This window comes from Actinoplanes sp. CA-051413, assembly GCF_050955795.1.
Classification (GTDB): Bacteria; Actinomycetota; Actinomycetes; order Mycobacteriales; family Micromonosporaceae; genus Actinoplanes.
In genome coordinates, this window is record NZ_CP192100.1 from 6,503,210 (window position 1) to 6,524,244 (window position 21,035).

The following is a 21,035-nucleotide window of genomic DNA, read 5'->3' on the forward strand; positions in this document are numbered from 1 at the left end:
GTGGGTTCGAGGGCACTGATCGCGGACGACGCGACGGATACGGCGCGTCGGTAGAGGGGGGCGGATGACGAGCCAGCTGGTCTGCCGGCCGGAGCAGCACCTCCCGGTGGCGATCCTGCGGGTCAGCGGCGTGCTGGACGCGATGACGAAGGATGCGCTGGAGCACGCGCTCGCCCAGGCACTGTCGGCGCAGCCCGAGGCTCTGCTCATCGACGTGTCCGCCCTCGAGATCCCCGATCCCGCCGCGCTGGACGTGCTGAGCACGGTGGTGTGCCGGACGGCCGACTGGCCGGCCGTACCCATCGTGCTCTGCGGCGCCGGGCCGGAGACGGCCCGGATCATCGGCTCCTGGCCGGACTGCGCCGCGGTCAGCACCGCGACCAGCTGCGCCGACGCTCTGAAAGGCACCAAGGAAGAGCCTGAGCCCCGCAGGATCCGGGTCCGGCTGCGGCCGGTCCCGGACGCCTGCCGGCAGGTACGCCAGCTGGTCACCCAGGCCTGCACCTCGTGGCACCGCCGCGAGCTCGCCGGCACGGCCGCGCTGGTCGCCACCGAGCTGGTAGCCAACGTGGTCCGGCACGCGCACACCACCATGGAGTTCACGGTCGGGCTGCGTGACGGGCGGGTCTGCCTGACCGTCCGTGACGGCAGCCGGCTGCTGCCACGGCCCAAGGCACCTGAGGTCGGCGAGGCCGGCGGCCGCGGTCTGCAACTGGTCCGGGAGCTGACCGATGCGTGGGGGGTCCTGCCGGTTCCCGACGGTAAGGTGGTGTGGACCCATCTGACGGCGGGAGCGGCAGTGTGACAGTCAGGCACCGGGACGTCATCGCCGTCGGCGCGTCCGCCGGCGGAGTGGAGTCCCTGCGTGCCCTGGTCGCCGGTCTGCCGCCGGACCTGCCCGCCGCGGTCCTCGTCGTCCTGCACCTGCCCCGCGACGCCCCCAGCGCCCTGCCCTCGATCCTGAACCGCAGTGGCTCGCTACCCGCCGCCTCCGTCGTCGAGGGTGAGCACATCCGGCCCGGTCACATCTACGTCGCGCCCATCGACCACCACCTGCTGCTGCTCGACGGGCACCTGCGGCTGTCGCACGGCCCCGCCGAGAACGGGCACCGGCCGGCCGTCGATCCCCTCTTCCGCTCGGTCGCCCGCGCCGCCGGCCCGCGCGGCATCGGGGTGGTCCTCTCCGGGTCCCGCGACGACGGCGCGGCCGGCCTGACCAGCATCGTGGCCCGCGGCGGCACCGCGGTCGTGCAGGATCCGGCCGAGGCGCTGTATTCCTCGATGCCGCTGGCCGCTCTCGCCCGGACGCCCACCGAACACGTCGCGCCCGCCGCCAAGCTGGGCGGCCTCCTCGCGGAGTTGACTGCCATGCCCCTGCCCGACGGTCCGCGGCTGCCCGCCGACAGCCTGCTCGACACCGAGGTGGCGATGTCCGACCTGGCCTCGGTCACCACCGACCAGTTCGCCCCGCCGGCCGGCTTCGGCTGTCCCGCCTGCGGCGGCGGGCTGTTCCAGATCGACGACGGCCCGGTCCCCCGCTACCGGTGCCGGGTGGGCCATGCCTGGTCGCCCGAGAGCCTGCTGGACGAGCAGGCCATCGCGCTCGAGGGCGCGCTCTGGATGGCGCTGCGCGCGCTGGAGGAGAAGTCCGAGCTGAGCCGCCGGATGGCCGCCCACGGCCCCCACCGGCGGACCGGCACCGGGGCCCGCTTCGACAACATCGCGGCCGACGCCGACGCGGCCGGCGCGACGATCCGCCGGCTGATCGCCCGGCTCGGATCGATGCCCGACCGCGATCCCGACACGGCCGCCCCCGGGGATCATCCGGACGAGTTGCCGTCCGACGTGCGGTAGCGTCGCCGCGCAACCATGTGACGGAAGGCCACCATGATCCCCACCGACCCGGACTTCGAGGCGCTGCTGGTCTACCTCAAGGAGTCCCGGGGTTTCGACTTCACCGGCTACAAGCGGTCCAGTCTGATGCGCCGGGTCGACCGTCGCATGGCGCAGGTCGGCATCACCGGTTACCAGGACTACTCCGACCACCTCCAGGTGCACCCGGACGAGTTCACCGCTCTGTTCAACACCATCCTGATCAACGTCACCGGCTTCTTCCGCGATCCGGAGGCCTGGCACTATCTGCGCGCCGAGATCCTCGAGCCCCTGGTGACGGCCCGGGCGCCGGCAGCGCCGATCCGGATCTGGTCGGCCGGCTGCGCCTCCGGCGAGGAGGCCTACACGCTGGCGATGGTGCTGGCCGAGACGCTGGGCATCGACGGGTTCCGCGACCGGGTGAAGATCTACGCCACCGACGTGGACGAGGAGCAGCTCACCGAGGCCCGCCAGGCGACCTACGGCGAGCAGGCGCTGGAGGCGGTCCCGCCGGAGCTGAGGGAGAAGTACTTCGAGCGGACCGGTGAGCGGGTCACCTTCCGCAAGGACCTGCGGCGCTCGGTCATCTTCGGGCGCAACGACCTGGTCCAGGACGCGCCGATCTCCCGCATCGACCTGCTCGTCTGCCGCAACACCCTGATGTACTTCAACGCCGAGACCCAGACCAAGATCCTGTCCCGGTTCCACTTCGCCCTGGCCGACGGCGGCATCCTGCTGCTGGGCAAGGCCGAGATGCTGCTCAGCCACGGCAGCATCTTCACGCCGGTCGACCTCAAACGCCGGATCTTCCGCCGCGTGCCCCGCCTCGCGTTCCAGGCCGGGACCGCCTTCGGCGAGCAGCTGCCCGCCACCGCGAATCACGTCCTCGGCCTGGACCAGCTGCGCAACGAGGCGTTCGCCGCCAGCCCGGTGGCCCAGCTCGGGCTCACCTCCGACGGGCTGGTCGCGCTGACCAACAACCGCCTGGACAACCTGTTCGGAGTGTCGTCGCGCGACATCGGCCGGCCGTTCCGTGACCTCGATCTGTCGTACCGGCCGGTGGAGCTGCGCCGCTACATCGAGCAGGCGCAGGTCGAGCGCCGCACCATGCGGGTCAGCGACGTCGAGTACGTCCGCAGCGGCGAGCTGATCCACCTGGAGATCCAGATCAGCCCGCTGAACACGGCCGACGGCAGCCTGCTCGGGGTCAACATCGTCTTCGACGACGTCACCGCGGCCCGCCGCCTGCAGGATGACCTCGAGCAGGCCCACCAGCAGCTCGAAGCCGCGTACGAGGAGCTCCAGTCCACCAACGAGGAGCTGGAGACCACCAACGAGGAGCTCCAGTCGACGGTCGAGGAGCTGGAGACCACGAACGAGGAACTCCAGTCCACCAACGAAGAGCTGGAGACGATGAACGAGGAGCTCCAGTCGACCAACGAGGAGCTGCAGAACATCAACGACCAGCTGCGGATCAGCACCGCGCAGCTCGACGACGCGAACGCGTTCCTGGAGACCGTGCTGGCCAGCCTGCGGGCCGGTGTTGTCGTCGTCGACCACGACATGCGGATCCGGATGTGGAACAGGCGCGCCCAGGACCTCTGGGGACTGCGCTCGCACGAGGTGGTCGGCGAGCACTTCCTCAACCTGGACATCGGGTTGCCGTTCGAGCAGCTCCGGCCCCTGCTCCGCGGGGTGCTGGGCGCGCAGGGCAGCGCGGCCGAGCTGGCGGTGGAGGCGGTCAACCGGCGGGGCCGGCCGATCACCGTACGGGTGGCGGCGACCCCGCTCGCGGCCCGGGATTCCGGCAAGGACAACGACGGCGCCATCATTGTCATGGAGGCGGACGCGGTGCTCGACGCGACAGCCGACACCGTTTGAACAAAGTTGCATCGGGTATGGAGCCTCAGTGGTACCCAGTTCAGGAGGTCGGTGGCAGTGGCTGTCGCCTGCGAGGTGAGAGACGACGGGCGCCGGCTGATCGCGGAGCTCGCCGGCAGCCTTGGCCTCGGCGACGTCGCGGACCTGCGGGTGCGACTGCTCAAGTGCCTGGCCGAGCAGCCTGAGGCGCTGCTGATCGACTTGTCCCGGATGACCCTGGCGGACCCGCTGGCCCTGAACGTCTTCGTCGCCGTACGCCGGCAGGCCGCCCGCTGGCCCGGCATCCCGATGCTGCTGTGTGCCGCTGATCCGTACACCGACGATCAGCTGCGTGGCGCGACTTACAGGGCCGTGCCCCAGTTCGTCACCGTCCAGGCAGCCCTCGAGCACGCCGGGTTCGAACGGCACACGCTGTCCGTGCTCAGCGACGAACTGTTGCCCATCTCCGGCGCAGCCCGCCAGGCGCGCAACGTGGCCACGGACGCGTGCGTGCGCTGGGACCTGCCCGACCTGGTCGCCCCGGCCAGCCTGGTGGCGAGCGAGCTGGTCAGCAATGTCGTCGACCACGCGCACACCATGATGACCCTCCGCGTGACCCTGCGGCCCCGCTTCCTGCACATCGCCGTCCGCGACGGCGACGCGGCCGAGCCGGTCCTGCGCGCCTCCGACGGCTCCGCCACGATGCGCGGCCGGGGCCTGCTGCTGGTGAAGGCCACGGCGCATTCCTGGGGCTGGCTGCCGACCGATGACGGCAAGGTCGTCTGGGCGTCCCTGCAGGTGAGCTGACTTCCCTACCGGGTGTCGGTGTCCAGCAGATTGTGCAGGCCGGAGACGGCGAGGATGCGCGACACGTACGGCTGAGCGCCCGTCAGGGACAGGGACACCTCCGCCACCGCAGCCGCGGACGCGGCGTCGACCAGGGCAGCCACACCGGCGGCGTCCACGAGCGGCACCGCCGACAGGTCGACGACCAGCCGACCCGCGCCGGCGGTGGCGATGGCATGACGCAGACTCGTCCGCAGCCGGCCGGCCGTGTCGCGGTCGACCTCCCCGCGGATCCGTACGGTGAGAACCCCGTCCTCATGCGAGACCGTGATCTGCATGCCGTGGCCGTCGGTCACAGTGCTCGCGCCTTCCCAGCGCGGCAGCGTGTCGCTCAGCATGGCCTCACGCAGCCAGCCGAGCGCCCGGCTGAGCAGCCGCGACACGTGCATCTGGGAAATGCCCAGCTCGGCGGCGATCTCCGCCTGGGTACGGTTGCCGTAGAACCGCATCGCCAGCATCTGCCGCTCCCGCGACGGCAGCCGCAACAACAACCCGGCGACGGTGATCTTGTCGTCGATCGCCTCGAGCTCGGCGTCGGCGCCACCGATCAGGTCACCGAACTCCGCCGAGCCGTCCACTCCGGCCGGAGCATTGAGCGAAGCCGGCGAATAACCGGCGGAGGACTCCAGCGCCTCCAGCACCGCGGACTCCGGCAACCGCAGATGCGCGGCCAGCTCGGCCGCGCTGGGCCTGCGGGACAACTCGGTGGTCAGCACCATCGTGGCGTGCCCGACCTCCAGACTCAGGTCCTGCACCCGCCGGGGGACGTGCACACCCCAGGTCCGGTCCCGGAAGTGCCGCTTGATCTCACCGGAGATCGTGATGACCGCGTACGCCGTGAAGGAGCCCCGCTGCGGGTCGTACCGGTCGATGGCCTTGACCAGGCCGAGCCGCGCCACCTGCTCGAGATCCTCGAGGGCCTCGCCCCGGCCCCGGTAACGGCGGGCCATCCGCCCGGCGAACGGCAGACAGAGCGCGACGAACTCCTCCCGCAACTGCTCCCGCGTGAGGGCGTCGGCCGACTCGACCCGCTCCGCGTAGGCGGTGGCGGCCAGATCCAGGTCCTCCAGCACGCGCTCACCGGATGGCTGCACGCGGTCGTGTGCAGACATATAACCCCCTAGATCACGCATCCGGATCGACGCCCCCGACACCCGGCTCGCGCCTGAGGCCACAGTGGCGCCACCGATCCTCCGGTCACCGTACTGCCCGACCCGAATCATGCCGAAACACATTCCACCGATAGGTGGTGCTCATTGTCCGGCGGGCGCTTTCCCCCCGGTCAGCCGTTGTGATGCCCCCTGGGCTGCTCCCCGGCCGGATCGCCCGCGGCCGGATCCTGCGGGCGGCGCGGAAGCCCACTGGGCGCATCCTCGTCCGAAGCAGCGGCCGCCGGAGCAACCGGAACCTGCGGGGCGGCGCCCCGGGTGGGCAGACCCGACGGCGTTTCGGCGGGCGGAAGGGGGCGGTTGAGCTGGCCCATCTGCGGGGGTTCCAGTGGTGGGCGGGTGGTGCGGGCTGGTGCTGGGGAGCCGCTGAGGCCGGGCTGGGTGGTGGGGCCTGGCCGGTCTGGTTGCTGTCCGGCTCCCTGGGCCGGGCCGAATCCCTGCGGGTGGGGCTCTTGGCCGTTCGCCGGGCCTCCGCTCGCCGGGCCTCCGCTCGCCGGGCCTCCGCTCGCCGGGCCTCCGCTCGCCGGGCCTTGGGGAATTGCGGGCGGCTGAGCTGCAGGCGCTTGGGATGCGGGCGCTTGAGATGCGGGCACTTGGGATGCGGGTTCGAAGGGGCGGTTGAGCTGGCCCATCTGGGGTGGTTCGAGTGGGGGGCGGTTGGACTGGCGGGGCTGAGCTCCGGGGTGGCCAGAGAGCTGGTCTCCCGGCCGGCCCGGGCCTGGGCTCCACTGGGTCGAGCCTGCCGCCGGGTTGATCTGCTGACCGGCGGTGGGGCCGGCCGGCTGGTTCGGGTCGGCGGAGTGGCCTGCGGTCGGGGCGCCTTGCCAGCCGGGGATCGGTGCGGCTGGACCGTTCGCCGGGGTTTGGTCGGTGTCGCTGGGGCGGGTGAAGGGCGCCGGGGTGGCGGCGAACTGGTTCTGGGGTGGGGTGACGGGCTGGGTCGAGCGGGCGAACTGGTCCTCGACCCCGGATCGGGCCGGTCCGGCGGCCGGGTCGGGGTGGTCGGGCTTGTTCTGGTGGGTGGGTGTGGCAGGCCCTGCCGTCCATCCGGCTGGGGTGTCCGTTCCTGCTTGCTGCGCAGGGCCCGGCTGCGGGGGCCAGGCGGCGTGCTGGGCGGCGGGTTGGTGGGCGGCGGGTTGGTGGGCCGTGGGCTGTTCGGGAGCATGCTGCTGGGTGGACTGCTGACCGCCCGGCTGCTGACCGCCCGGCTGCGCGGACCAAGTGGCAGGCTGCTGAGCGCCAAGCTGATGGGCAGTGGGCTGCTGGGCAGCGGGGTGCTGACCGCCGGGCTGCTGGCCGCCCGGCTGCTGGGCGCCGGGCTGCGCGGACCACGCGGCAGGCTGCTGAACGCCGGGCTGCTGGACAGCGGGCTGCTGGACAGCGGGCTGCTGGACAGCGGGCTGCTGGGCGCCAGGCTGCACGGACGAGGCACCGGGCTGCTGAGCACCGGGCTGCGCGGACCACGCGGCGGACTGCTGAAGGCCGGGCTGCGGGGCAGTTGGCTCCTGCGTGCCCGGCTGTTGCCCGGCGGCCTGCTGCCCGGCGGCCTGCTGGGTTGGGCTCGGGTGGGGTTTGCGGTCGGGCTCGTGGGCGGCCGGCGGCTGGGCGGTGTCCGCGCCGGACGGGTGCGGGCCCGTGCCGTTGGCGGCGGTCGACGGCAGGGCGTTCTGCGTGGCGCTTGCCGACTCCGGAGTGCGTGCCGACGGGGTGAAACGGGGTGCATCCAGCGGGCGGTTCTGCTGCACGAACAGCGGCGGGCCGAGCAGCAGCGGGTCCACGTCCGGGGCCGGGCGGGCACTCTCAGGGGCCGGACCGGCCGCGGCGGGCCCAGCGTTCGTCTGCCCAGAATTCGACTGCTCGGCGTTCTGATCGGAGGGCGCGGTCCGGCCGCCTTCCGGGCGACCACTCCCGGGAAGGCCGGTATCCGGGTGACCTGCGTGCGGCAGTCCGGCATCCGGACGACCATCGCCCGGGCGCCCAGCATCGGGAAGACCCGCACCCAAACCACCAGCACCCATTCCACCAGCACCTGGACCACCGGGATTCGGACGACCAGCATCCGAGCCGCCGGCTTGGAGGCGGCCGGGGTCCGGAGCGCCGACTTCCGCGCGACCGACGCCTACGCGACCGACATCCACCCGGCCGGCGTCCACCCGACCGGCCTCAGCGCGGCCCACGTCAACCCGCCCAAGGTCCTCACGACCGGCCTCGGAGCGATCGGCCTCCGAGCGACCGGCCTCCGGACCACCAGCCACTGAGCGACCGCCCTCGGGACGACCGCCCTCCGCACGACCGCCCTCGGGACGACCGCCCTCCGCACGACCGCCCTCGGGACGACCGCCCTCCGCAGGACCGGCCTCCGGGCGATCGGTGTCCGCGCGATCAGCACCCGAACGACCGGCGCCCAGGTCGCTGGGATCGCCGTCGCGGTCCCGCCCCGAACGGCCAGCCGCCGGATCGCCCAAGGCGGACTGCCCAGTTGAAGCTTGGCCGAACGTTGCCCGACCAGCAGACGGCTCGTCGGAAGCCGACTGCGCCGAAGGAGCCTGCGAGTAGGCCGACCCGGCAGCAGACCTGGCCGCCGAGGCCGAGCCGAACGCCTCCGGGCCGGGCGGAGTAAGCCCGGACGGCGTATTTCCGGACGGCTTCAGCCCGGATGCCGGCGCAGCAGACCCGGAAACGGCGTCGGCTTCAGCGGCTGGCTGCGGGCGAGCAGCATCAAACTGGCGGTAGGCCGGTTCCGGCAGCGACTCCTCCGGCGGAGCGAACGCCATCGGCGGGTGCGCCACCCCCACCGCGGGCGCCGGACGCTCGGCCGTACTGCTCAGACCCAGCGGTGATCCCGATTCCCGGCCCTGCTGGCGGGCCGCTTCGACCAGCCCGGACGATTCGGCCAGGCCGGCCGCCGCCACGACCTCCGCCGCCGCGCGGCCGGCGGTGCAGGGCAGGGGTTCGCCGCAGACCGGGCAGACGGTCATGCCCTCGTGGGGGCCCAGGCCGCCCGCGTGGGTCTGGACCATCTCCCACGCCGTACGCGCGAGCACACTGTCAGGATTCACGTACTTCATGCCGATCAGCGCCATGCTGTCCCACCCCCGTAGATCGCCCGCGACAGGCGTTCAGTTCCAAGTTCACCGTGTCCGGGACCGCGCCGTGACCGTTTCGGCCAATCGGTAGACGGACGGCGGACAGCCCCGTGGTCTGCGGTGTTTCGGGCGGGCGCGCCGGGGCATCTCCCCCGCCATGACTGGATCGGTGGATGATCGCGGCGCGACCGTGATCCCGTACGAGGACGGGCCGCTGCTGCTGCGGGGCAACTTCACGCTCAGCACCCCCGACGGTGAGGTCATCGATCCCGGCCGGGGCACCGTCGCGCTCTGCCGTTGTGGCAAGTCCGCGATCAAGCCGTTCTGCGACGGCACGCACAAGGCCATCGGCTTCCGGGCTGGCGTCGGCCGCGAGAGTGCCGCTCCGCGCGGCGACGCCTGACCGCTCACAGCGCTGGGAGCGGTCGGCGCCGGCTCATCCGCGCAGGGAGGTCTCCCCCGCCGCCCAGCGCTCGAGGATGTGTTCCGCCCATTTCTCTTCCAGCTTGAGCACGCACCGGGCGCCGAAGAGCACGTCGCCCGCCGATTCCGGTTCGGCCTGGCAGAACGAGCCGCACATGTCGTACGCGGCGATCTGCTCGTGCACCGCGTCCGCCTCCACGTGCTCGTCGTAGAAGCGGGTGCCGTCCGCGTCGCCGCCCAGCCGGCGCAGGCCGTTGCCGTACGCGCGGTTCGGGCCGGTCGAGGTCATCTCGTACGCGGCCAGGTGGCCCAGCAGCGCCCCGCGCCACCGGCGGTGCAACCCGAACAGCGACATGAGGTTGTTGTTGGCCAGGGTCGTCGCCGGCACCACATCCACGTACGCGCCGTACTCGGTGTCGAGGCCGAGCGCGGTCATCGTGCTGCGGAACATCTCCTGGTGCATGCGGTCGGCGACGCCTCCGCCGTACTCGTCGATCTGGATCTCGATGAGTGCGGCCTTGGCCTTGCCGCCCAGCCGGGGGATCGCGAAGGTGTGCGGGTCGGCCTCGCGCAGGTGGTAGATCGAGCGGTGGGTGGCGAACTCCTTGAACTGTTCCAGGGTCGCCCGGCCGCGCAGGTAGCCGGAGAGCGACGGGCCGCTGTTGTCGGAGGTCAGGGCGACGAGCGTGCGGGGCACGTCGTCGGCGGGCGCCGGGTCGCCGACGAGCTCGCGCAGGTCGGCCTCGAAGCGGGCCTCCAGGCGGGCGCGCAGCGCCAGCAGTCCGGGGTGCCATTCCCACTGGTCGTCGACGCCGTCCCAGCCGCGGTAGTGCAGCTCGTAGAGCACGAAGAGCGTCAGGTGCAGGTCCTCGTGGCCGACTTCGCCCGGGTCGAGGGTGAAGTCGTACGGCGAGCGCGCGAGGGCGTCGATGACAGCGGCCGAAACCGGTCCGCGGGCAGAGGGCATCTTCATGCGGCACGTCCTAATGGGCAAGCGGGATTGAGAGATGCCCGGTGGGATCGGCGCCAAACGGAGAGATCAGCTGCTGGTGAGCCGTGATCCAGAATTCACTCACTGTGTTGTACAGGTAGCTCTCCGTACAATTGAGGGACATGCATCTCCCCCTCCCAGGAGATATCCCCATGGACGACACCGAGCTCTACCGCGAGCGGATCCTCCGGCACGCCGGTCCCGTCATCACCGGCCGGTTCCTCGGGTTCCGGCCCTCCTACACCCGCGAGGTCAAGGTCGCCCAGCCGCTGCTGGTCGCCGTGTTCGTCGCGGCCACCATCACCCAGGCGCTCGGCGCGCTGCTCCTCGCCCTGCTGCGCAGCGGCGGCGGAGGCGCGCGGCGCAAGTTCAAGGACCTCAAGAAGGGCCCGGAATACCTGGTCACCCCGGTACGGCTGCGCGACGACCTGGGCCAGACGTACGAGGTGGAGATGCACGGTCAGCTGCCGCAGTCGGCGTTGCACCGCGGCGACCTCGTGCAGTTGCGGACCCGGGCGCAGAAGGACCCGGATCTGCCGGTGAAGCTGGAGCAGGTGCTGAACCTGACCACGATGCAGCCGCTGACCCCGCGCATCCCGACGCTGTGGTCGCACTTCGGTCCCGGGTTGCTGATCCAGGCCGTGCTGGGCCTGGCGCTGGCCGCCGTGCTCGTGGCGGCCTGGATCAGCTGATCAGCTCAGAGCCGGGCCAGCGGCACGACGGCGGCCATCGCCTTGTCCCCGGCGTCGTTGGGGTGCAGGTGGTCGCCGCTGTCGAACGCGGGCAGCAACTGCTCGGGGTCGGCCGGATCCCGGGTGGCCGCGTCGAAGTCGGCGAGCCCGTCCAGCGTGCCGTCACCGCCGGCGCGGATCCACTCGTTCACCGCGACCCGGGTCTTCTCCAGCTCGGGGGTCCAGGAGCCCCAGCCCTTCCAGGCCATGATCGTGGCGCCGACGACGCGCAGTCCGCGGTCGTGCGCCTGGGCCGCGATCTGGGCCAGGCCGGCGATGATCTGCTCCGGGTCTTCCTGGTGCGGGGTCTGCTGGATGTCGTTGATGCCCTCGAAGACGATGACCGAGCGGGCACCGGCGCGTTCCAGCACGTCGTAGTTGAGCCGGGTCAGCGCGCTGGGGCCGAAGCTGCTGTAGATCGTGTAGTTGGGGGCGTTGCTGTCCAGCAGGACGCGGTTGCCGCTGATGCCGGAGTTGGCGACGCCGTAGTCCGGCACCGGGCTGCCGGCCAGCCGGGCGGCCAGGTAGTCGGTCCAGCGCCGGTTCGCACCCCAGGTGGAGGTGACGCCGTCGGTGATGGAGTCGCCGAGTGCGACCACCGTGCCCGGGCCGCCCCGCACGTCGACCCCGTTCACGTAGTGCCAGACCCGGGTGGTCTCGGTGAACGCGGCGGCAGCCTCGTCCCCGGCGTGGTCGGCCGGGCCCCGGGTGAAGTACGAGTCCTGCATCGCGGCCGGGTGGTAGGTGACCGTGCCCGAGGGCTGCGGCGTCCACGTGGTGACGAGCAGGTCGCGGTCGGCGGCGACCCGCAGCGGCACCGGGTCGCTGACCACCTCGGCGCGGGCCGGGATGGTGATCGAGCCGCGGCCGTGGAACAGGACGTCGCGCAGGGTGCCGGGCTGCGCCGTACCGTCGCTGCGGTCGATGGTCCCGTCGCGGCGCCCGCCGGCGTGCGCGGACAAGGCCACGGTGACATGCCCCATCAGCACGGGCTGGGTGCCGAAGCGGTTCGACAGGTGGACCCGTACGGTGGCCCCGCCGATCGTGGTGTGCACGACGTTGCGGATCGTGAAGCCCGCGTACCCCTGCTCGACGCCGGCGACCGCGGCCGCCGGCGCGGTGGCCCAGGCGGTGCTCCATCCCGTCGCGGGCCGCTGCGCCGCGGCCGGGGCCGCGAGGCCCGCCGCGAGCAGGGCCGACGCTGCGACGATCGTGCCGAATCTGCGCATCGTTGCCTCCCTGAGGGCCTCAAGACAACGATCAGTCTCGATGCGATGCTTCGTTCTGTAAAGGCCGGGTAACGGCTACGGTCATGTTCGACGGCTTCGCTCTGGACCACATCGACGTCGGGGCGGCGACCCTGCGGGTGCGCCACGGCGGCAGCGGCCCGCCGGTCGTCCTGCTGCACGGGCATCCGCGTACGCATGTCACCTGGCAGCAGGTCGCGCCCGCGCTGGCCGCGGAGCACACCGTGGTCTGCCCGGACCTGCGCGGCTACGGCCGGTCGTCGAAACCGCCGGCGGGCGACGACTTCTCCGGGTACGGCAAACGGGCCATGGCGGCGGACATCGTGGCGCTGATGGCCCGGCTGGGACACGAGCGTTTCGCCGTGGCGGGGCACGACCGTGGCTGTTACGTGGCCATGCGGCTCGCCCTGGACCATCCGGGGGTGGTGAGTCACTTGGCGGTGCTTGACGGCGTACCCATCGGCGAAGCCCTCGCCCGGGCCGACGCCCGTTTCGCGGCCCGGTGGTGGCACTGGTTCTTCCTGGGCCAGACGGCGAAGCCGGCGGAACCGGTCATCAACGCCGACCCGCACGCCTGGTACGGCCTCGGCGACGCCGTGCCGCCGGAGGAACGCGAAGCGATCTACGACCCGGCGACCGTGCACGCGATGTGCTGCGACTACCGCGCGGGCCTGCGCGGCGATCGCGCCACCGACGACGCGGACCGGGCCGCCGGCCGGCGGATCACCTGCCCGACGCTGTTCGCCTGGTCGACCCGCGACGACATGGAGGAGCTCTACGGCGACCCGCTGGCGATCTGGCGGGAATGGGCCGACGACGTGCAGGGGGTGCCGATCGAGAGCGGCCACCACATGGCCGAGGAGAACCCTCAGGCGCTCACGACTGCGCTGCGGGCTCTGCTGCGGCGGTGAGCAGGCCCCGCGAACGGGCCCAGCGCTCGAAGACCACGGTCGCGAACGGCGGGATCGAGCAGAGCAGGGCGACCAGCGTGACCCTCCACTTCCAGCCGGCCACCCGGGCCTGCACCACGGTGACGGCCAGGTAGGCCATGAAGAAGGCGCCGTGGATCGGCCCGGCGATCTGCACGCCGATCTCATTGCGCACGACGACGTACTTGAAGAACATCCCGATCAGCAGCGCTGCCCAGCTGCACGCCTCCGCGATTGCCACGGCGACGAAAAGGGCAGGTATGCGACGCACGCGGAAACCTCCGGAGTGGTTCGACGCGTTCTTCTGATGCGCCGACGGGTTGTCCACGAGATCATAGATGCAGGCAGAGGGGCGGTGCGCGGTGGGCGAAGAGGTCGACCAGAGGACATTCACCCGCGAGGACAGATCGCAGTACCGGCAGAAGATCAGGCGCAGTCTCGACGTCTTCGCCGCCATGCTGCGCGACTCGCGCTTCGATTTCGAACGGCCGCTGACCGGCATGGAGGTGGAGCTCAACCTGGTCGACGACAACGCCGACCCGGCGATGCGCAACGCCGAGGTGCTGCGGGCCATCGCCGACCCGGACTTCCAGACCGAACTGGGCCAGTTCAACGTCGAGATAAACGTGGCGCCGCGGCGGCTGGCCGGCGAGGAGAACGCCGACCTGGAACGCGAGCTGCGGGCCAGCCTGAACAACGCGGAGGAGCACGCCCGCAGCGTCGGCGCGCACATGGTGATGATCGGCATCCTGCCGACGCTGCGCAAGGAACACATGACCGCCGACTCGCTGTCGGCGAACCCGCGCTACAAGCTGCTCAACGAGCAGATCTTCGCGGCCCGCGGCGAGGACCTGGACATCCGCATCGACGGCATCGACCGGCTGGCCGTCACCACGGACACCATCGCGCCCGAGGCGGCCTGCACCAGCACCCAGTTCCACCTGCAGGTGAGCCCGGACCAGTTCGCGGCGTACTGGAACGCGGCCCAGGTCATCTCCGGCATCCAGGTGGCCCTGGGCGCGAACTCGCCGCTGCTGTTCGGCCGAGAGCTGTGGCGCGAGACCCGGATCCCGCTGTTCGAACAGGCCACCGACACCCGCTCGGAGGAGATCCGGGCCCAGGGCGTACGCCCCCGGGTGTGGTTCGGCGAACGCTGGATCACCTCGGTCTTCGACCTGTTCGAGGAGAACGTCCGCTACTTCCCGGCGCTACTGCCGATCTGCGACGAGGACGACCCGGAGCAGATCCTCCAGAGCGGCGACACCCCGGAGCTGAGCGAACTGCGCCTGCACAACGGCACGGTGTACAGGTGGAACCGGCCGATCTACGCGGTGGTCAAGGGCCGCCCGCACCTGCGCGTGGAGAACAGGGTGCTGCCGGCCGGCCCGACGGTCGTCGACACGGTGGCCAACGGGGCGTTCTACTACGGCCTGGTCCGGATGCTGGCCGAGGCGGAGCGTCCGATCTGGACCCAGATGTCGTTCAGCGCGGCGGAGGAGAACTTCCACTCCTGCGCCCGGCACGGTATTGCGGCGTCGGTGTTCTGGCCTGGGTTGGGGTATGTGCCGGTGTCCGAGCTGGTGCTGCGTCGTCTGCTGCCGCTGGCCAAGGAGGGGTTGGACAAGTGGGGTGTGTCGGCGGGTGAGCGGGACAGGTTGCTGGGGATCATTGAGCAGCGCTGCTTGACGGGGCGTAATGGGGCTACTTGGCAGGTGGAGACTTTGCATTCGTTGGAGGGGGAGGGGTTGGACCGGCAGGCGGCTCTGCATGAGATGTTGCGGCGGTATCTGCCGCCGATGCACGAGAACATTCCGGTCCATGAGTGGCCGGTCTCCTGATCGGCGCTGTGCTTCCCTCATCTTTGACTCGCCGGTAGTCGGTTTGGTGTCGCCTGTGGTCGGCCTTGTCTCGCCTGGCCGTCGGCTAGGTCGCACCTGGCCGTCGGCTTGGTGTCGTCTGTCGTCGGTTGGTGTCGCCTGTGGTCGGTGCCGGTGGGTTGGCTTGGCTTGAGCGGCCGGTGGTGGCGATTGCCCGGGAGCTGCTGGGGAACAGGCGCGCCGTCATCCGGTCCGGGGCCGGCCGGGGTGGCTTGACGTATCCAAGTGGATCGATTAGACCGGGGGGATGATGAAGCGACGTCTGGCGTTCGTCCTGGTCTCGGTGTTAGCGGCTGGTGTGGTCGGGGCCGCCCCCGCTGCCGCGCACGGCACCGATCCCACCGCGCCCACCAAGGGGCCGTGTGCGTACACGCCCACGCCGGACGATCCCGCTGTGCGGCCGGTGCCGCTGCCCCGCGACCCGCGGCACACCCCCGATCGCGGCACCGTGGACGTGCTGCTGAAGACCAACCTCGGGCCGATCCCGCTGGAGCTGGACCGCGCCCAGGCGCCGTGCACGGTGCAGAGCTTCGTGCACCTGGTCCGGCACCGGTTCTACGACCGGACCATCTGTCACCGGCTGACCGCGTACCCGACGCTCCTGGTCCTGCAGTGCGGCGACCCGAGCGGGACCGGCTCCGGCGGCCCCGGCTACCGCTACGGCGACGAACTGCCCACGGACCTGCCGCCCGCGCCGACCGACCCGACCGGCGAGCGCAAGGTGTACGCCCGCGGCGTGCTGGCCATGGCCAACGCCGGCCCGGACACCAACGGCAGCCAGTTCTTCCTGGTCTACGGCAACTCGGCGCTGCGGCCGAACTACACAATCTTCGGCAGCGTGGAGCGGAGCGGGCTGCGGACCCTGGACCGGGTCGCTGCCGGTGGCGTGACACCGACGGCTGAGGATCCGGCTCCGTTGGATGGGCCGCCTGCGCTGCGCACTGAGATCCGGCGGGCTACGGTGCGTCGCTGAGTCACGCGGCTACCGCCGTCGCGGTCGCGGTCGCCTCGCTGGATCACGGGCCACCGCGGCCGCTGCCGCCTCATTCAGTCACTGGGCCATCGCGGCCGCCACCACCTCGCTGAACCAGGCGGCCACCGCCGTCGCGGCCGCCTTGCTGGGCCACGCTGCCACCGCCGTCGCGCCGCCTCGCTGAATCACGGCCGTCTCGGCCGCTGCCGCCTCACTGGGGCCACGCGGCCATCGCCGTCGCTCCGCCTCGTTGGATCGGGCCACCGCGGCCGCTGCCGCCTCGTTGGGTCACGCGGCCACCGCGGCTGCTTCGGTGATGACCTCGTCGATCAGGCCGTAGGCCACGGCCTGCTCGGCGGTGAACCAGCGGTCGCGGTCGGAGTCGGCTTCGACCTCGGCCATCGTGCGGCCGCTGTGGCGGGCGATCAGTTCCTGGACCTTGCGCTTGACGTACAGCATGTTCTCGGCCTGGATGGTGATGTCCGCGACCGTGCCGCCGAAGCCGCCCGACGGCTGATGCATCATGATCCGCGCGTGCGGCAACGCGAAGCGCTTGCCGGCGGTGCCCGCGGTCAGCAGGAACTGCCCCATCGAGCCGGCCATGCCCATGGCGATGGTGGCCACGTCGTTCTTGATGAAGCGCATGGTGTCGTAGATCGCGAGCCCGGCACTGACCGAGCCGCCCGGCGAGTTGATGTAGAGCTGGATGTCACGGCGCGGGTCAGCGGCGGCGAGCAGGAGCAACTGCCCGCACACCATGTTGGCGCTCGCGTCGGTGACCTCGGTGCCGAGGAAGACGATGCGTTCGGCTAGAAGCGCGTCGTAGAGCTGGGCGCCGAAGGGAGCCTGGTCGGTCTGCATACGACCCATCCTGCGGCGCGCCCCGGGGGCCGGCGACGATCTCTGCCGTGGGCAGATCTGCCCTGGGCATAGCCGCAGGTCACGCGCATTCTGGGGGCGCGTACGGGGGTGGTCACCGGGGTGGTGCGGAGCAGCTCGGCGCGTACCTGCTCGAGCAGGTCGGTCAGCGGCAGGCCGAGGGCGGCGCAGATGCTGGCGAGGATCTCGGAGGAGGCCTCCTTGCGGCCACGCTCGATCTCCGACAGGTACGGCAGCGACACACCGGCGGCGTCCGCGACGTCCTGCAAGGTGCGACCCTGCTGGTGGCGCAGGCGCCGCAGCACCGTTCCGATGGCTGACCGCAGGAGTGACATCGCACCCTCCCCCTCTGGCGAGACCCCATTCTAGGGGCATCCTGTGTCCGCACCGGGGTCGCCGGATACTCCGTTGTCTGCTCGCGCCGGCTGCGGCAACGTGCAGGAGATGGTCGAGACCCTTGTGCTGGCTCCGGACGACTTGATCTGGCGGGAGCTGCGACTCGAGGCGCTGCGTGAGGCGGGCTATGCCTTCGGCTCCCAGCTGGCGGACTGGCAAGGCGACGGCGACCGCGAGGAACGCTGGCGCGCACGGCTGGCCGCGAGGTGGAGCGGTGGGCCTGGCAAGCGGGCGCGGTGACGTTGCGGTTGGCCGCGGTGGAGGGGAACGGCAATGCCTGGGCGCTCTATCGGCGGAACGGCTTCCGTGACACCGGGGAGCTCGGGGACCTCATGCCCGACGGCGTCCGCCGCGAGCACGTCATGACGAAGAGCCTCGTGGATGAGGGGCCGGCCGACGCCCTCGGCCGGGGCTGACCACGGCTTCGCTTGTTCGGCGGGCCGCGCCTCGCGGTCTAGATCCATCCTTGCTCCCATGCGTGGTGGGCGGCCGCGTGTCGCGTCGCTGCGCCTACCTTGGCCATCGCGGTGGACAGGTAGTTGCGCACGGTCCCGGGCGCCAGGTGCACCGCCGCGGCGATCTCCGTGATGGGGGCACCGCTGCGTACGACCCGCAGGATGTCGAGCTCGCGGGTGGTCAGCGGGCATTCGTCCTCGGTGAGCGCCGAAGCCGCGATGTCCGGGTCGATGTAGCGGCGCCCGCCGTGCACCGCCCGGATGATCACGGCGAGCCGGGCGGCCGGGGTGGTCTTCGGCACGAACCCGGCGACGCCGGCCGCCAGCGCGCGGCGCAACACGGCCGGGCGGGCATGCCGGGTGACCAGGATGACGGGGATCGCCAGCCGTTCGCGGATCTCGGCCGCCGCCTGCAATCCGTCGCCGGGCGGCATCTCCAGATCCAGCACGGCCACCTCGGGCCGCGTTTGCAGTGCGACGGCAACCGCGGCGACGCTGTCGGCGGCCTCTCCGACGACGGTCAGATCGGGCTCGAGGCCGAGGAGCGCCGCCACGGCGCCGCGGATGAGGTCCTCGTCGTCGGCCAGCAGCACTCTGATCATCGCTTCACCGTCGCCTCGATCGTGAACTCCCCCGGGGCCGCGTGCCAGTGCAGCGCGCCCCCGGCCGAGACCAGCCGCTCGGCCAGGGCCGCCAGGCCTCCCGCCGGGCCGGGTCGAGCGCCCAGCGGCGCGTCGTTGCCCATCAGCAGGCGCACCGAGCCGGCCTCGGCGGTCAAGGCGATCGTGCACCGGCGGGCCGCACTGTGCCGGAGCACGTTCGTGGTGCCCTCCCGAACGACGAGACCGATCAACATCGCTGCCTCGTCCGGCAGGCCGGGCAGCCCGGCATCACGCTCGATGCGGCAGTCGATGCCGGCCGATGTCAGCACCCGCGCCGCGTTGCCCATCTCCGTCTCCAGCGTCACCCGGCGGTAGCCCTGCACCACCGCGCGGGTGTCCCCCAGCGCCTGCCGGGCCAGATTCTGCACCTCGCGCATCTCGGCAACCGCCCGCTCCGGGTCGACGACGGCCAACCGCTCGGCGAGCTCGCTCTTGAACGCGATGACCTCCAGGTTGTGCCCCTGGATGTCGTGCAGATCCGCCGCGAAGCGCAACCGCTCCCCCGTCACCGCTGCCGCGCTCTCGAGCCGACGGGCCCGGTCCAGGCGCTCGGCCACCCGCAACATCCACACCTGGGCCAGCAGGCCCCAGGCGCCCAGCGCCACCATCGCCGCATCCTGGACCGCCCCGGTCCATGACGGCTGCCCGCCCAACCACGAGCCCAGCAGCGACGCGGCCAAGGCGAGGCCGAGACCGGCAGGCCAGACGATTCGCCACGGGTGACGGCTCCCGGCATGGGCGCCGGCGAGCAGCGCGGCCAGCGGTAGCGGCCAGGGAAAGCCGCCGTCCGCAACGGCTCGGGAGACCACCAGCACGGCGTTGGCAGCCACCGCCGTGATGACCACCAGTCCACGCCGATAGGCCGGATGCAGCAGGGGACGGCCGAGGACGGGCGCGGCGAAGAGGACACCTGCTGCCGCGCAGACCGCGAACACGAGCACCCCGACGACCACCGTGCCGGACTCCGCGGTGACCAGCACGGCGAAGACCACCAGGCAGGCGACTGTCACCCACCAGGTCAGCCGGCGCAGGGCCAGCAGACCCGGCCTCGGGTGCTCGGGCATGGATGCGGTCACCGGTTCATCTTGCGGGTCGGAATCGAGGCCGCCCACACCTGCCGAGGTATTGATGACATCTGTCATCGGGGCTGGTGGGCAAACGGCACTACAGCGCCCGGGCCGGGCCGACGAGAGTCGACGTCATGAATCCAGTCATCTGCCGTGACGTGCATCTGTCGTACGGCTCGTACCAAGCGGTGCGGGGCGCGGATCTTGAGGTCGGTCCGGGCGAGTTGATCGCGCTGATCGGCACGAACGGGGCGGGCAAGAGCACCCTGCTCGACGCGATGCTCGGGTTGCGCCGGCCTGACGCCGGGACGGTGCGGGTTTTGAGCCTGGATCCGTACCGGTCACGCCGTCGCCTGGCGCCTGATGTCGGCGTGGTGCTGCAGGAGGGCGGGTGCGCCCCGGACCTCACCGTCGCCGAGACCGTACGGCTGTGGCTGGGCCTGCACCGGCGACTCCCGCTGACGCACGCGGACGCCCTGATCGAGGAGGTGCACCTGGAGCATCGCGCCGGCGTGCGAGTGCGCCGGCTCTCCGGTGGCGAACGGCGCCGCCTCGACCTGGCCGTCGCGCTGTGCAGCGAACCGAAGCTCTTGCTGCTGGACGAACCGACGTCCGGGCTGGACCCCGAGGCCCAATTGCACACCTGGGACGTCTTGCGGTGCCGCCTGCTGCGAGGCGCGACGGTGGTGATGACGACGCATCACCTGGAGGAGGCGGAGACGCTTGCCGACCGGGTGGCGGTGCTGCATCGCGGCGTGGTCACAATGGCCAATCCGCGGGTGCCCGGGTTGGTCAAGCACCTGGTGCATGGGAGCACGCACCGATGAGGGCGCCGGCGTGGGCGCTGATCGCCGGGGCGGAGCTGCGGATGCTGAGCCGCAGCGTGCCGGCGCTCGTAATGGGGGCAGTGCTGCCGGCCGCGCTGGGGCTGCTGATCGTGTGGGCCGAGCACGACACCGGGCGGGCCGGCCGGGGCACCGCGACCGGCCTGCAGCTGGCGGTGCTGCTGGCGTTGACGACGTACACGGCGGGGACGACCACCCTGGTGGCTCGGCGTTCGCAGTCGGTGCTCAAGCGGCTGCGCGTCTCCGGGGCGTCGGACACGGCTGTGCTCACCGGGGTTCTGCTCCCGTCCGCGTTGCTGATGCTGTTGCAGGGCGCCGTCATGGTCGTCGCGGGCGGCGGGCAGTTGCCGGGCCATGCCTGGGCGCCGATCATCGCCTTTGCCGCGGGCATTCTCGTGGCCGGAGTGTTCGCCGTAGTGACCTCAGCCTGGACGCCGGCCCCGGAGCTGGCGCAGCTCACCACCGCCCCGCTGGCGTTGGCCTTTCTGGGCGGCGCTTTCTGGGCCGCCAGAACTCCGGCGTCCGAGGTGGAGTGGTGGATGCTCGCGCTGCCGGGCGCTGCGGTGACCCAATTGACCCGGCTCGGTTGGGACGAGCCTGGCATCGGCACGGCTGGGGGCCTCGCCGCGGCGTCAGCCCTGGTCATCGCCGCGGCCGCAGTGGCGCCGTTGGCTGTCCGGGCGGTTCGCTGGGATCCGCGGCCGTGACGGACCGAGCTACCGTCACC

The 21,035-nt window shown here is 71.7% G+C and carries 22 protein-coding genes; 14 read left to right on the forward strand and 8 right to left on the reverse strand.

Features of this window, described 5'->3' with window-relative positions:
* Positions 1-64 precede the first annotated feature (64 nt).
* The 4 genes from ACQP2Y_RS30665 to ACQP2Y_RS30680 are packed head-to-tail and all read left to right on the forward strand — an operon-like array spanning position 65 to position 4,539.
* Positions 65-805 (forward strand): ATP-binding protein, encoded by a 741-nt coding sequence (locus ACQP2Y_RS30665; protein WP_433718656.1) that lies wholly within the window; start codon positions 65-67, stop codon positions 803-805.
* Complete coding sequence (locus tag ACQP2Y_RS30670; RefSeq protein WP_433718658.1) at positions 802-1,854, forward strand: chemotaxis protein CheB; 1,053 nt, start codon at positions 802-804, stop codon at positions 1,852-1,854. Before ACQP2Y_RS30665 ends, ACQP2Y_RS30670 begins: the two co-directional genes overlap by 4 nt.
* 33 nt (positions 1,855-1,887) lie before the next feature.
* Entirely contained in the window at positions 1,888-3,753 is a 1,866-nt protein-coding gene (locus tag ACQP2Y_RS30675) for a CheR family methyltransferase (RefSeq protein WP_433718660.1), read from the forward strand.
* Positions 3,754-3,804: 51 nt separating this feature from the next.
* Entirely contained in the window at positions 3,805-4,539 is a 735-nt protein-coding gene (locus ACQP2Y_RS30680; protein WP_433718662.1) for an ATP-binding protein, read from the forward strand.
* A 5-nt stretch (positions 4,540-4,544) separates the two neighbouring features.
* Here ACQP2Y_RS30680 and ACQP2Y_RS30685 read toward each other — a convergent pair whose 3' ends face one another.
* Positions 4,545-5,690: a SigB/SigF/SigG family RNA polymerase sigma factor gene (locus tag ACQP2Y_RS30685; RefSeq protein ID WP_433718664.1), complete on the reverse strand. Its 1,146-nt coding sequence runs from the start codon at positions 5,688-5,690 to the stop codon at positions 4,545-4,547.
* 1,127 nt (positions 5,691-6,817) lie between these two features.
* Between ACQP2Y_RS30685 and ACQP2Y_RS30690 the strand changes: the two genes are divergently transcribed.
* Complete coding sequence (locus ACQP2Y_RS30690) at positions 6,818-8,005, forward strand: hypothetical protein (protein WP_433718667.1); 1,188 nt, start codon at positions 6,818-6,820, stop codon at positions 8,003-8,005.
* 997 nt (positions 8,006-9,002) lie between these two features.
* Positions 9,003-9,236, forward strand: a complete 234-nt coding sequence (locus tag ACQP2Y_RS30695; protein WP_433718669.1) for a CDGSH iron-sulfur domain-containing protein — start codon at positions 9,003-9,005, stop codon at positions 9,234-9,236.
* 33 nt (positions 9,237-9,269) lie between these two features.
* On the opposite strand, the gene ACQP2Y_RS30700 is transcribed toward ACQP2Y_RS30695, so the two are convergent.
* A complete protein-coding gene (locus ACQP2Y_RS30700; protein WP_433718671.1) occupies positions 9,270-10,229 on the reverse strand; it encodes an iron-containing redox enzyme family protein in 960 nt (319 codons plus the stop codon).
* Between the two features lie 170 nt (positions 10,230-10,399).
* Here ACQP2Y_RS30700 and ACQP2Y_RS30705 point away from each other — a divergent pair, with 170 nt between their 5' ends.
* Positions 10,400-10,939, forward strand: a complete 540-nt coding sequence (locus ACQP2Y_RS30705; protein WP_433718673.1) for a hypothetical protein — start codon at positions 10,400-10,402, stop codon at positions 10,937-10,939.
* A gap of 5 nt (positions 10,940-10,944) precedes the next feature.
* Here the strand turns inward: ACQP2Y_RS30705 and ACQP2Y_RS30710 are convergent, their stop codons facing one another.
* On the reverse strand, positions 10,945-12,207 hold the full coding sequence (locus ACQP2Y_RS30710; RefSeq protein WP_433718675.1) for an SGNH/GDSL hydrolase family protein: 1,263 nt from the start codon (positions 12,205-12,207) through the stop codon (positions 10,945-10,947).
* A gap of 83 nt (positions 12,208-12,290) precedes the next feature.
* Here ACQP2Y_RS30710 and ACQP2Y_RS30715 point away from each other — a divergent pair, with 83 nt between their 5' ends.
* The gene (locus ACQP2Y_RS30715; RefSeq protein WP_433718677.1) at positions 12,291-13,136 is read left to right on the forward strand and encodes an alpha/beta fold hydrolase; all 846 of its coding nucleotides are present in this window, start codon (positions 12,291-12,293) and stop codon (positions 13,134-13,136) included.
* On the opposite strand, the gene ACQP2Y_RS30720 is transcribed toward ACQP2Y_RS30715, so the two are convergent.
* Positions 13,102-13,425: a DUF3817 domain-containing protein gene (locus ACQP2Y_RS30720; RefSeq protein WP_433718679.1), complete on the reverse strand. Its 324-nt coding sequence runs from the start codon at positions 13,423-13,425 to the stop codon at positions 13,102-13,104. The two genes, ACQP2Y_RS30715 and ACQP2Y_RS30720, sit on opposite strands and share 35 nt — an antisense overlap.
* Before the next feature lie 91 nt (positions 13,426-13,516).
* On the opposite strand from ACQP2Y_RS30720, the gene ACQP2Y_RS30725 reads away from it, so the two are divergent.
* Both ACQP2Y_RS30725 and ACQP2Y_RS30730 read left to right on the forward strand, forming a co-directional pair.
* Complete coding sequence (locus tag ACQP2Y_RS30725; RefSeq protein ID WP_433732145.1) at positions 13,517-14,992, forward strand: glutamate--cysteine ligase; 1,476 nt, start codon at positions 13,517-13,519, stop codon at positions 14,990-14,992.
* Positions 14,993-15,278: 286 nt separating this feature from the next.
* Complete coding sequence (locus ACQP2Y_RS30730; RefSeq protein ID WP_433718681.1) at positions 15,279-16,004, forward strand: peptidylprolyl isomerase; 726 nt, start codon at positions 15,279-15,281, stop codon at positions 16,002-16,004.
* Between the two features lie 288 nt (positions 16,005-16,292).
* Here ACQP2Y_RS30730 and ACQP2Y_RS30735 read toward each other — a convergent pair whose 3' ends face one another.
* Together ACQP2Y_RS30735 and ACQP2Y_RS30740 are read right to left on the reverse strand one after the other, a co-directional pair.
* Positions 16,293-16,874: a ClpP family protease gene (locus ACQP2Y_RS30735; protein ID WP_433718683.1), complete on the reverse strand. Its 582-nt coding sequence runs from the start codon at positions 16,872-16,874 to the stop codon at positions 16,293-16,295.
* Positions 16,814-17,218 carry a helix-turn-helix domain-containing protein gene (locus tag ACQP2Y_RS30740; protein ID WP_433718685.1) on the reverse strand — a complete coding sequence of 135 codons (405 nt, stop codon included), beginning with the start codon at positions 17,216-17,218 and terminating at the stop codon, positions 16,814-16,816. Before ACQP2Y_RS30740 ends, ACQP2Y_RS30735 begins: the two co-directional genes overlap by 61 nt.
* A gap of 109 nt (positions 17,219-17,327) precedes the next feature.
* On the opposite strand from ACQP2Y_RS30740, the gene ACQP2Y_RS30745 reads away from it, so the two are divergent.
* Together ACQP2Y_RS30745 and ACQP2Y_RS30750 are read left to right on the forward strand one after the other, a co-directional pair.
* The gene (locus ACQP2Y_RS30745; protein WP_433718687.1) at positions 17,328-17,519 is read left to right on the forward strand and encodes a hypothetical protein; all 192 of its coding nucleotides are present in this window, start codon (positions 17,328-17,330) and stop codon (positions 17,517-17,519) included.
* Positions 17,516-17,695: a hypothetical protein gene (locus tag ACQP2Y_RS30750; protein ID WP_433718689.1), complete on the forward strand. Its 180-nt coding sequence runs from the start codon at positions 17,516-17,518 to the stop codon at positions 17,693-17,695. The genes ACQP2Y_RS30745 and ACQP2Y_RS30750 overlap by 4 nt, the downstream gene beginning before the upstream one ends.
* Before the next feature lie 38 nt (positions 17,696-17,733).
* Here the strand turns inward: ACQP2Y_RS30750 and ACQP2Y_RS30755 are convergent, their stop codons facing one another.
* On the reverse strand, positions 17,734-18,336 hold the full coding sequence (locus tag ACQP2Y_RS30755; RefSeq protein ID WP_433718691.1) for a response regulator: 603 nt from the start codon (positions 18,334-18,336) through the stop codon (positions 17,734-17,736).
* Positions 18,333-19,472 (reverse strand): sensor histidine kinase, encoded by a 1,140-nt coding sequence (locus ACQP2Y_RS30760; RefSeq protein ID WP_433718693.1) that lies wholly within the window; start codon positions 19,470-19,472, stop codon positions 18,333-18,335. The genes ACQP2Y_RS30755 and ACQP2Y_RS30760 overlap by 4 nt, the downstream gene beginning before the upstream one ends.
* Positions 19,473-19,597: 125 nt before the next feature.
* Between ACQP2Y_RS30760 and ACQP2Y_RS30765 the strand changes: the two genes are divergently transcribed.
* On the forward strand, positions 19,598-20,290 hold the full coding sequence (locus tag ACQP2Y_RS30765; protein WP_433718695.1) for an ABC transporter ATP-binding protein: 693 nt from the start codon (positions 19,598-19,600) through the stop codon (positions 20,288-20,290).
* Positions 20,287-21,015: an ABC transporter permease gene (locus ACQP2Y_RS30770; protein WP_433718697.1), complete on the forward strand. Its 729-nt coding sequence runs from the start codon at positions 20,287-20,289 to the stop codon at positions 21,013-21,015. The genes ACQP2Y_RS30765 and ACQP2Y_RS30770 overlap by 4 nt, the downstream gene beginning before the upstream one ends.
* Positions 21,016-21,035: the final 20 nt, after the last annotated feature.